This window comes from Stenotrophomonas sp. AGC87, assembly GCF_057333975.1.
In genome coordinates this window covers 1-11,078 of the sequence record NZ_JBHFHW010000014.1, presented here as the reverse complement: position 1 = coordinate 11,078, position 11,078 = coordinate 1, and the positions used below count along the sequence as shown (strand labels likewise).

The following is an 11,078-nucleotide window of genomic DNA, read 5'->3' as shown; positions in this document are numbered from 1 at the left end:
ATGCCATGCAGATGCAGGAGCCGGCCAGCGGCCGGCACAACACGTCATGGGGCGACGTCGAGACCACCTCTGATCAGGTCTACAGCGGCGTGAAACGGATCGCCTGGCCGCCGCCCGGCGCAAGCACCAGCGTCAGCGCATCAGCGCTGGTGACCTCGCGGGTTTCGCGCACGAAGGCGAAGGGATTGCTGCGGAAATCCGCGCCGTCGCCATCGCGGTAGATCTCCGCGCGGTAACGCACACCCGGCTCCAGGAAGCCCAGCGAGACCGGCAACACGCGGCCGTGTTCGTCGGTGATGCTGCCCAGGAACCAGTCGCGGCTGTGACGGTCTTTGCGCACGATGGTGACGTAGTCGCCCACCTCGCCGTTGAGCACGCGGGTGTCGTCCCAGTCCACCGCGACGTCTTCGATGAAGCGGAACGCCTCACGGTGCTGCTCGTAGTGCTCGGGCAGGTCGGCCGCCATCTGGATCGGGCTGTAGAGCGTCACGTACAGCGCGAGCTGGCGGGCCAGCGTGCTGGGGATCGCCTGACCGCCGCGGCCCTTCAGGCTCAGGATGCCGGGGGTGTAATCCATCGGCCCGGACAGCATCCGGGTGAACACCAGGTTGACCTCGTGCTCGGGTGGGTTCGGCGGCTGGCCCCAGGCGTTGTATTCCATGCCACGCGCGCCTTCGCGGGTGATCCAGTTCGGGTAGGTGCGGCGCAGGCCGGTGTCCTTGATCGGCTCGTGCGGATTCACCGCGATATGCCGCTTGGCTGCTTCCTGCACCACCTTGAGGTGATGGCGGGCCATGAACTGGCCGTCGTGCCACTCGCGCCACAGCGGGCCACCGGTCGGGTTGCGGCGGTCGACCTGGCCGTCGTCGCAGACGTAGCCGCTCTTGAACGAATCCACGCCCAGCCGCGCATACAGATCCAGCGCCGCGCCGAGCTGATCTTCGTAATGTTCGATCGCGCAGCCGGTTTCATGGTGGCCGATCAGGTGCACGCCCTTCTTCGCGCCATAAGCCGACAGTGCCTCGATATCGAAGTCCGCGGTGGGCCGGGTGAAATCGAAGGCGTAGCCATTGCCGACCCAGTCACCGTTCCAGCCCGGATTCCAGCCTTCCACCAGTACGCCACGGAAGCCATGCCGGGCGGCAAAATCGATCACGCGTTTCGTCTTGGCTGTGGTCGCGGCGTGCCGCGGGCCGGTGGCCCAGCTCTCCTCATCCAAGTGCATGGACCACCACACGCCCAGGTACTTGGAAGGCTTCACCCAGCTGACGTCGCCCAGCACATTGGGCTCGTTGAGGTTGAGGATCAGGCTGGATTCGACCAGCCCGCCGGCGGTGTCGCTGATCTGCAGCGTGCGCCACGGGGTATCGAAGGGCAGGCTCCGCCGTACTTTCCAGCCCTCGGCCGAGGGCGCCAGCTGCGCGCGCAGGCGCTGGCCCTCGGTCCGGCGCAGCCACATGCCGGCGTAGTCCACCAGCGCGGCTTCGTGGATGGCGACATGCAGGCCATCGCGGCTGCGCAGCGTCATCGGCGTATGTGCCAGTGGCACCTGATCCAGCGGCGTGCGCTGGTAGAGATACTCGTAGTGAATCGGCTCACCCGCCGGAATCCACCACGCGGTGGAGGTCGGGGCGATCGCGAACTCGGTCAGTTCATCGTCGATGAGCGCCTCGCGCATGCCCGGCTGCTCGGGGAAGTGGTAGCGGAAGCCCAGGCCGTCGTCATAGACCCGGAACACCACATCGATGCGACGCTTGGCGCCACTGCGTTCGGCCAGCTGAACGACCACTTCGTTGAAGTGATTGCGGGTCAGCCGGCGCTCGCCCCACGGCTGTTCCCAGGTCTCATCGACGCTGCGTGACTGCTGACCAAGCACGGCAAGATCCCGGTCCAGGCGGCCATCGCGCAGCTGGAAGCCGAGCTTGGAGGTGTCCACCACCGTCTCGCCGAAACGGTCCACCCGGTAGCTGGGGTTGCCGCCGTCCAGTTGCAGCGACACGCGCAGTACCTTGCCGGGCGACTCGACGCTGGCCACGGTGACCGGCTCGGCAAAGGCGGTGGCGCTGAATGCGCAGAATATCCAGCCGAGCAGGGGCAGGCGACGACGTGCGAAAGGCCCGTCTGTTGGATGCGACAGTGACGGCATTTCCCCTCCCAAGGCGGCCGAGAACACCCCCGGACTATAGCGATGCGGTCACGATTGCCGACCGGCCTGGCCATGAATACGTATGCAGCTCGATGCAGGCTGCGGCCTCCCGTCTACCATGGGCCCAAGGCACCCTGGGAGGGGGCCGCGAGCGCATTGCCGCGAGGCGGTGCGGACCTACAACGCGAGCAAAGGGGAGGGAGGCAACAGGCGCAAGCCGGTTCGCCACTTCGATGCTGAAGATGATCTGCCTGACCGTTGCCCTCGGGGCAGCGATGGGGTCCACCGCCCGTGCGGCCGACCTGGATTTCGACGGCCGCCATGCGCGCGCCGAGACCGCCGCTGAAGGTGGCTACCGTCTGCATGCGCCGCAGGGCGAGGTGCGTGTCAGCGCGCAGCCGATGCGCAGCGAGACCGGCAGTGTGCTGTTCGATGCGCTGTTCGGGCTGGCCCAGCAGGAAATGGACGCCGACCGCGTGGAGGCGATCCGCGACCCGGCCTTCAATCACGGCAAGCCGGTTCCCTGTGCCTGCTTCCAGACCGGCGAGCGCTGGCCCTATGTGTGGACCCGCGATGTGAGCTTCGCCGCCGATCTGGCGCTGTCGCGTCTGGATCCCGTGCGCACCCGCCAGTCGCTGCAGTTCAAGCTGTCCACCGCACGCGATGGGCATACGCCCGGTCTGTTCGTGGCGCAGGACACTGGCTCCGGTGGCAGCTGGCCGATCAGCAGCGACCGCGTGGTGTGGTTCCTGGCCGCACGTGGGCTGCTGGATGACGCGGCCTTTGCCGACCAGGTCTGGCAGGCACTGCAGGCCACTCTGGCGCAGGATCGCGAGGCGGTGTTCGATGCGCGGATCGGCCTGTATCGCGGTGAGACCTCATTCCTGGATTGGCGCGAGCAGACCTACCCGGACTGGACCCGCGAGGATGTGCGCTTCATCGGCGAGTCCTTCGCGCTCTCCACCAACGTGCTGCACTACCAAGCGCTGCGACTGGCCGAGCAGCTGGCACGCCAGCGCGACGACGCGCGCGCCACCACGTACGGCCAATGGGCCGATGCGCTGTCAGGCCAGATCGACGCACGCTTCTGGCGCGAGGATGCCGGTCAGTACATGAGCTACATCGGCGAGGCGGCGCACCCTGTGCCGTACGCCAAGTACGACCTGCTCGCGCTCTCGCTGGGCGTGCTGGCCGATGTGTTCCCGGCCGATCGCGCACGCCGCGCGCTGGCGAACTACCCGGCCGTGGCCGGTGGCAGCCCGGTCGTCTGGCCGCAGGAAGCGCAGCAACCGATCTACCACAACCGCGGCATCTGGCCCTTCGTCAGCGCGTACTCGCTGCGCGCGGCGCGACGCCTGGACGATGCGCCGCGCATTGCCATGGAGATCGAATCGCTGATGCGCGGTACCGCGCTGGCCGGCTCCAACATGGAAAACTACGAGATGCGCACGCTGGCAGTGCATGTCGATGAAGGCGCCCTCAGCGGCCCCGTGGTCAATTCGCCGCGACAGCTTTGGTCGGTGGCCGGTTACCTCTCGATGGTGCTGGAAGGGGTGTTCGGCGTGGAAGACGACGGACGCATCGCGCCGAAGCTGCCGGTGTCCCTGGTGCCGACGCTGTTCGGTAAGCAGGACCGCATCCGCCTGGACGATGGCGAACAGCGTTACGTGCTGGTGCGACCGAAGCAGCTTGCCGGCGAGCTGCTGGTGGCGGGTGATATCCGGCGCGATGGCACCACCACCACGGTGCAGCTGGTGCCGTTGCATGCCACGGGGGCGACGCCATCACCGGCCATCCTGCGTCCCTCGGCGGCGTTCGCCCCGGCCACCCCCGCCGCCCCGGTGCCGCGCGAAACGACGGCGGGCTGGCAGATCACCGTGCCCGCCGGGCACGTGCTGTGGCGCGACGGCCAGACGCTGATGCCCACACGGGGTGTCTCCACGATTGCCCGGGACGGTGCCAGTCACTGCCTGAGCCTGACCCGCCGTGCAGGCGCGCTGGAATCGCTGCACAGCCCGATGACCTGCATCGGCCCGCAGCAGGTGCTGGCCGGCGACACGCACTGGCAGTGGACCGCACCGACCGCCGGCCGCTGGCGTGCACGCCTGCGCTACGACAACCCGAACGGCCCGATCAACACCGGCGTGACCGCGGCGGTGAAGACGTTGGTGCTGCAATGCGAGGGTCAACCGGAGCAGCGCCGCCCCATCGTGATGCCGCACAGCGTGGGCGAGCAGGACTCCACGGCGGTTGAGTTCGAGCTGCCGGCACGCGCCTGTCGCATCGCGTTGGACGAGGGCTTCAACATGAGCGCGCTGACCCACTTTGCGCAGTACAGCGGCGGCAAGGGCGGCAGTGAGGGCGTGCTCAACCAGGCCCGCGTGTCCGCGCTGACCCTGATGCCGGTGGCGGCCTCAACGGAGCCGCGCCGATGAGCCGTTCGCCCAAACCGACGTTGTCGTTCTGGCAGATCTGGAACATGTGCTTCGGCTTCCTCGGCATCCAGTTCGGCTTCGCGCTGCAGAACGCCAATGCCAGCCGCATCTTCGAGACCCTTGGCGCCCCGATGGATGCGGTGCCTGGGCTGTGGATCGCCGCGCCACTGACCGGCCTGCTGGTGCAGCCGGTGATCGGCTACCTGTCCGACCGCACCTGGACGCGCTGGGGCCGCCGCCGCCCGTTCTTCATGATCGGTGCGGTGCTGACCACGCTCGCCCTGCTGGTGATGCCGAATTCGCCGACGCTGTGGATCGCCGCTGGCACGCTGTGGGTGCTGGATGCCTCGATCAACGTATCGATGGAGCCGTTCCGCGCGTTCGTCGGCGATCAGCTGGCCCCACGGCAACGGCCGACCGGCTTTGCGATGCAGAGCTTCTTCATCGGCATCGGTGCGATCGTCGCCAGTTTCCTGCCTTTCATCCTGGCCCACTTCGGCGTCGCCAACACAGCGGCAGCCGGTCAGGTGCCCGATACCGTGCGCTACGCGTTCTACTTCGGCGCGGCGGTGCTGCTGGCGGCGATCACCTGGACGGTGATCAGCACCCGGGAATACTCGCCGGCCGAGCTGGCCAGCTTCGATGACGCCGAGCCGTCCGCGGTGCACCAGAGTGCGCGCGTGGCCGGACCGCCCCCGTGGGCGCAGATCGGCGGCTGGGTGGCGGTAGGTATCGTGTTGGCCGCCACCATCGCGGCGCGGCAGGGTGACCGCATGCTGTATGTGCTGGCTGGCCTGTGTATCGCCTATGGCGTGCTGCTGGGGGTGGCGCGCTGTGTGCCGGGGGCGAACATGCTGGCCACCATCGTCGACGACCTGCGTGCGATGCCGCGCACCATGCGTCGCCTGGCCTGGGTGCAGTTCTTCTCGTGGTTCGCGCTGTTCGCGATGTGGATCTACACCACCGCCGCCGTCGCGGGCACCCACTTTGGCTCCACCGACACCGCGTCGGCCGCCTACAACGAGGGAGCCAACTGGGTCGGCGTACTGTTTGGTGCCTACAACGGCTTCGCGGCGCTGGCCGCGCTGCTGATCCCGGTGATGGTGCGCGCACTGGGCCTGCGCTGGAGCCACCTGGTCAACCTGTGGCTGGGCGGCCTGGGGCTGATCTCGATGCTGTTCATCCGTGATCCGCACTGGCTGCTGCTGTCCATGGTCGGCGTCGGCTTCGCCTGGGCCTCGATCCTGTCGCTGCCGTATGCGCTGCTGTCCGACAGCGTGCCGGCGGCCAAGATGGGCATCTACATGGGCCTGTTCAATTTCTTCATCGTGATTCCGCAGCTGGTCGCGGCCAGTGCACTCGGCTTCCTGCTGCGCACCTGGCTGGGCGGCGATCCGATGCACGTGCTCGCCCTCGGGGGCGGCAGCCTGCTTCTGGCCGGTCTATGCGTGCTGTATGTGCCATCCCAACAGGAGGTTGTCTGATGTCCCGGTATTCGTCGTTGTCGCTGGCCCTGTCATTCGCGCTGTCCGCCAGTCCCGCCCTGGCCATCGAACGCCCGGACTATGTCGGCACGCGTGAGCCGTTCGCCAGCCAGGCGGTCTACTTCGTGGTCACCGACCGCTTCGTCAACGGCGATCCGTCCAACGATCACCGCGACCAGGGCGGCGCGCATCCCACCTTCGATATCCCGGTGCCCTGCCCGGACAAGGTGGATGGCAACATCGGCTACCTCGGCGGCGATTTCAAGGGTGTGCTCGACAATGCCACGTACATCCGCAACCTGGGCTTCGGCGCAGTGTGGATCACCCCGATCATCGACAACCCCGACCAGGCCTTCACCGGCAGCAAGCCGATCAGCTGCACCAGCACGCTGACCGACCGCGGCAAGACCGGCTACCACGGCTATTGGGGCGTCAACTTCTACACGCTCGACGAGCATCTGCCGAGCAAGGACCTGGACTTCGCCGCGTTCACCCGCGGCCTGCATGCCGCCGACCTGAAGGTGGTGCTGGATATCGTCGGCAACCATGGCTCGCCCGCGTGGACGATGCCGGTGGCGCAGCCGCAGTTTGGCCAGATCTTCGACAAGGACGGCACGTTGATCGCCGATCACCAGAACCTGCCCCCGCAGCAGCTGGACCCGGCGCATAACCCGCTGCATGCCTTCTACAACAGCATCGGCCCTGTCGACGGCAAGAACGGCTCGATCTTCGACGGTAACCTGGCCGAGCTGTCCGACTTCAACGAGCACAACCCGGCGGTGATGGACTACCTGGTGGGCGCCTACCTGCAGTGGACGGCGCAGGGTGTGGATGCACTTCGCATCGATACCATCGGCTGGCTCCCACACCCGTGGTGGCACGCCTTCGTCAACCGCATCCGTGCCGAGCATCCCGGCATGTTCATGTTCGGCGAAGCGTTCGACTATGACGCCGGCAAGATCGCCGAGCACACCTGGCCGGCCAACGCGAATGTCAGCGTGCTGGACTTCCCGTTGCGCGGTGCATTGTCGTCCGTGTTCGGCAAGGAGCAGAAAGGCTTTGAAACCCTGGCCGAGCCGCTGCACCTGCTCGACGGGCCGTATGCGAATCCGTACGAGCTGATGAGCTTCTACGACAATCACGACATGGCCAGGCTGGACGCGAACGATGCCGGGTTCATCGACGCCCACAACTGGCTGTTCACCGCGCGCGGCATTCCGGTGATCTATTACGGCTCGGAAACCGGCTTCATGCGCAGCCGTGCCGAGCACGCCGGCAACCGCGCCTACTTCGGCCAGGCGCGCGTGAATGATGCGCCGAACAGCCCGATCTATGCGCCGCTGCAGCGGATCGCCAAACTGCGTGAGGCCACACCGGCGCTGCAGCGCGGGCTGCAGGTCAATGAACGTCTGCAGGGCGATGAAGCGGTGTTCTTCCGCGTGTTGCAGCAGGGCGATACCGCACAGACGGCCGTGGTCCTGCTCAACAAGGGCGACACCGCCCGCACTATTGAGGTTCGCCGCTATCTGCAGGCTGGGACCTGGCGCGACGCGCTGGGTGGCGCCAGCCAGACGGTCACCGGCGCACTGAAGGCCGAGGTGCCTGCGCACGGCGTGCGCGTATTCGTGCTGGATGCGCAGGTCGACCAGGCCGCGCTGCAGGCCCGGTTGAAGGCGGCGGTCGACGATCAGCAGGCCCGCACGAAGCGCCTGGCGAAGTAGCCGGATGATGCCCGGCCTGCCGTTCGCGGTGGGCCGGGCAGTACAATCGGGCTCGCGACCGCGCCGTGTGGTCCTTTCGAGTACGGTGTCCATGTCACGCCTGTCCCTGCACCCCGCAACGACCGGCGACGCCGAGCGCCTGTTCCATCTGATGCAGTTCTACTACTTCGAGGCGTCGGCCTGGAGCGGAGAAGACGTACGCCCTGACGGTCTGTTCGACTGTGACCGGCGCGATGTCGAGGGCTCGCTGCGCGACGATCCACAGTGGGCGCGGTTGTTGTTCGTCGACGAGGCACTCGCCGGCTTCGTGCTGGTGGACCGGGTGGAACGGGACGGGCGCCACTATCCCGAACTGGCCGACCTCTTTGTGCTGCCCAAGTACCGGCGGCAGGGCCTGGCCGCTTACGTGGTCAACGCACTGGTGCGTCCCGGCGAGGGGCAATGGCTGCTCGCGGTGTTCCGCGGCGATCTGGCCGCGCATGCCTACTGGCTGCGGACCCTGCCGCGTCTCGGCCTGCCGCATGTCGCGCTGGCCGACGATGATCCGCGGTTCCACCTCTACCTGATCGGCGGTCCACCGCGCCCGTAGTGCCGGCCGCTGGCCGGCTCCCACAGCCCCGGCGGTACACTAGCGGCCCCCGACCCATACCCCCCGCATTCCATGAACGACGCTGCCCCCCAGACCCCGATCGAAACGCTGCTCAAGACGGCGATGGACGGTCAGCTGCCGATCGGTCTGTTCATGAAGGCATTCGTGGCGTCCGAAGTGGTGTTGCTCACCGGCAGCCTGGTGACGCCGGATGGCAGCGGTTTCGATCCGCTGCTGTTCGACAAGCAGGGCGTGTTGCACGTGTCCGTGTTCACCGATATGAGCCGCGTCGGTTTCCACAGCCAGCAGGCCCCGCACACGATCCGCATGCTCATGCTGGACGTACTCAAGCGCGTCCCCGGCGGCTACGGCGTGGTGATCAATCCGGGCACCTCGCTGGGCTTTGAGATCTCGCCGTCCGGCGTCGGCGAAATCCTCAAGGACTTCGCCGACGTCCCGCGCTGACGCGACGGCATGGTGCCGGCCCTATCCGTCGGGCAGATGCCATGCTGGTGATCGCGTGCCACCACACAGTGTGCAACCTGTGACGCCAGTTCGCGCGCGTCGTGCTGCTTGACGCCTGCAAGCAGGTCCTGCTCAAGAACCCGTGCTGCCAGCGTTTTGAGCGAGGCTTGACTGCTGGAGATGCCTGCCCTTGGTGGCGGATTACCGGCGAGGATCAGGGCGTTGGCCATCCGCACGGCGAGCGCGTCGCGTATCCACTGCGGGTTGCGTGGCGTTCCATTGGATTCATACAACAACGACAGGTAGAGACCCAGTTCATTCGTGTAGAAGTCGATGGGGTTGGGCCGATCTTTGGTTCCCAGGCTGAATCCCGCCAAGGCACCCAGGAGGGTGCCGCATACCAGACCCACCAGCAGCAGTAGTGCGTTCACCTCGAATCCCTCGATCACGTGGGCAATCATGATGGAGGGAGGAGGGCCGGCCGTCCGATCAGGGGAAGACGCACATCGCCTCAGGGAGACGGCGCGTTGCGCCGTCAGTGCAGGGCGCCGGTGATGCTGGCCTGCTGACCAGCATCACCCGTTGCATTACAGCGTCACCTTGCGCCGGTTGTCAGACGACACCCGGTCGATCAGCTTGTTGTACGGATCAAAGCCCGCCTCATCCGGCTTGCCATCCACCGTCACCGTGATGGACGGGTTGGCCTCGGTGACGTGGTGGCGCTGCAGATACAGCACCTTCTGATCGCGCTCCTTGCCCGAGGGGGCGTTGGCGAACACGCCCACTTCGATCCAGTCGTCCATCGTGCCGGCGGTTTCCTTGCCATCGCCATCGGCATAGCGCTTCTCGGCGTGCAGCTTCAAGGTGACGTCGTACTTGCCATCGGCTCGCTTCTGCGCGGTCGCGGCCAGCACACGGTTATCGTAGAAGCTGATTTTCTCGAACAGGTCCGTCACCAGCTGCTGGCGGTCGGCCGGGGTCTCGGCGCGGAGGTAGGCCAGCAGTTCGGTCGAGGTGGTGTAGGGCGGTTGCTGGAAGCCTTTGTCCTGCAGGAAACGTTTGAGCGCACGGTTGAGTGCGGCTTCGCCGATCTCCTCGCGCAGGCGGTAAAACGCCAGTGAGCCCTTTTCGTAGTGGATGTACTGCTGGTTCTCCACCCGCGCCAGCGGCAACTCCTCGATGCCCTCGCTGCCACGCCCCGATAGGTAGCCATCCAGTTCCGTCTTCAGGAACTGACGCATCTGCTGCCGGCCGTACTCCTTCTCCATCACCATCAGCGCCGAGTACTGGGACAGCGACTCGGACAGCATCGTTGCCCCCTGCACGTTGGCACCGATCACCTGGTGTGCCCACCATTGGTGCGCGACCTCGTGGGCGGTCACGTAGAACACGTAGTCCACCTTGTCGCGGTTGCGCAGGTCGGCGATGAAGCCGATCGCTTCGGAGTAGGGGATGGTGTTGGCAAACGACTGGGCAAAACGCGAATAGCCCGGGAACTCGATGATGCGCACCTGCCGATGCTGGTAGGGCGTGAAGTTGGCTTCGTAGTAGGCCAGCGACTTCTGCACCGCTTCGATCATGCGGTCCACGTTGTAGCCATGGCGCGCATCGTAGTACACCTCGATCGGGATGCCCTTGTACGCTGCGCGCTTCACTTCCCAGCGGGCCGACAGGTAGGCATAGAAGTTCAGCATCGGCCGGTCCATGGCGTAGCTGAAGCAGCGCCGGCCGTTGACGGTCGCTTCGTGCTGCAGGTAGCCCGGCGCGAGCGCGATCTGGTCCGGCGCGGTGCAGATCGTGCTGCGGAACGCCAGCCAGTCGGCATCGTCGGTCACGTAGTTGTTCGCGCGTGCGGCCTGGTCCTCCAGCTTGGGCATGCGGCTCGGCTCGCCCAGGCCGCGCTTGCGGCGCTCATTGCGATCGGCGATCTGCACGCCCTGGTCGTAGCCGAAGGAGGGCAGCAGGCCGCTGTTGAAGAAGCTGCCGTTCTCCACCAGGTTGGTCGGCGCCTGATCGGCGGTGATGCCGGTCGGGTGCTGGTTGACGCGGAAGTGGATGCGACGTTCCTCGCCCGGCTGCAGCGGGGCGGTCAGCTGGTAGATGCGGTAGCCCAGCTCGGCGTCATGCATGGCCAGGGTCTGGCCGCCGAGATCGACCGCGGTCAGCTGCTTGTCGTCGTTCATTGCCACGTGGAGCTGCGCGATGGGCGCGGTGTGGGTGTTGCGCACGGTCCAGTAC

The 11,078-nt window shown here is 66.5% G+C and carries 8 protein-coding genes; 5 read left to right on the top strand and 3 right to left on the bottom strand.

Going from position 1 to position 11,078, the window contains the following annotated elements; genetic code table 11:
* Positions 1-79: 79 nt before the first annotated feature.
* Positions 80-2,146, bottom strand: a complete 2,067-nt coding sequence (locus ACE026_RS06100) for a glycoside hydrolase family 97 protein (protein WP_486038361.1) — start codon at positions 2,144-2,146, stop codon at positions 80-82.
* Between the two features lie 233 nt (positions 2,147-2,379).
* Here ACE026_RS06100 and ACE026_RS06095 point away from each other — a divergent pair, with 233 nt between their 5' ends.
* From ACE026_RS06095 to ACE026_RS06075, 5 genes are all read left to right on the top strand, one after another.
* Entirely contained in the window at positions 2,380-4,581 is a 2,202-nt protein-coding gene (locus ACE026_RS06095) for a glucosidase family protein (RefSeq protein WP_486038360.1), read from the top strand.
* On the top strand, positions 4,578-6,065 hold the full coding sequence (locus tag ACE026_RS06090; protein WP_486038359.1) for an MFS transporter: 1,488 nt from the start codon (positions 4,578-4,580) through the stop codon (positions 6,063-6,065). Before ACE026_RS06095 ends, ACE026_RS06090 begins: the two co-directional genes overlap by 4 nt.
* The gene (locus ACE026_RS06085) at positions 6,065-7,786 is read left to right on the top strand and encodes an alpha-amylase family glycosyl hydrolase (protein ID WP_486038358.1); all 1,722 of its coding nucleotides are present in this window, start codon (positions 6,065-6,067) and stop codon (positions 7,784-7,786) included. The genes ACE026_RS06090 and ACE026_RS06085 overlap by 1 nt, the downstream gene beginning before the upstream one ends.
* 91 nt (positions 7,787-7,877) lie before the next feature.
* Positions 7,878-8,375, top strand: coding sequence for a GNAT family N-acetyltransferase (locus ACE026_RS06080; protein WP_486038357.1), 498 nt, complete (start codon positions 7,878-7,880; stop codon positions 8,373-8,375).
* A 72-nt stretch (positions 8,376-8,447) separates the two neighbouring features.
* The gene (locus ACE026_RS06075; protein WP_486038356.1) at positions 8,448-8,840 is read left to right on the top strand and encodes an SseB family protein; all 393 of its coding nucleotides are present in this window, start codon (positions 8,448-8,450) and stop codon (positions 8,838-8,840) included.
* On the opposite strand, the gene ACE026_RS06070 is transcribed toward ACE026_RS06075, so the two are convergent.
* Entirely contained in the window at positions 8,741-9,289 is a 549-nt protein-coding gene (locus ACE026_RS06070; RefSeq protein ID WP_486038355.1) for a hypothetical protein, read from the bottom strand. The two genes, ACE026_RS06075 and ACE026_RS06070, sit on opposite strands and share 100 nt — an antisense overlap.
* A 138-nt stretch (positions 9,290-9,427) precedes the next feature.
* Positions 9,428-11,078, bottom strand: a 1,651-nt coding sequence (locus tag ACE026_RS06065; protein WP_486038354.1) for a M1 family aminopeptidase, incomplete at its 5' end; no start/stop codon positions are given.

Bases quoted from the DNA above. Each gene is read 5' to 3' on its own strand.
- ACE026_RS06100 (WP_486038361.1), bottom strand. From the start codon at position 2,146: ATGCCGTCACTGTCGCATCCAACAGACGGGCCTTTCGCACGTCGTCGC.
- ACE026_RS06075 (WP_486038356.1), top strand. From the start codon at position 8,448: ATGAACGACGCTGCCCCCCAGACCCCGATCGAAACGCTGCTCAAGACG.
- ACE026_RS06085 (WP_486038358.1), top strand. From the start codon at position 6,065: ATGTCCCGGTATTCGTCGTTGTCGCTGGCCCTGTCATTCGCGCTGTCC.
- ACE026_RS06090 (WP_486038359.1), top strand. From the start codon at position 4,578: ATGAGCCGTTCGCCCAAACCGACGTTGTCGTTCTGGCAGATCTGGAAC.
- ACE026_RS06080 (WP_486038357.1), top strand. From the start codon at position 7,878: ATGTCACGCCTGTCCCTGCACCCCGCAACGACCGGCGACGCCGAGCGC.
- ACE026_RS06095 (WP_486038360.1), top strand. From the start codon at position 2,380: ATGCTGAAGATGATCTGCCTGACCGTTGCCCTCGGGGCAGCGATGGGG.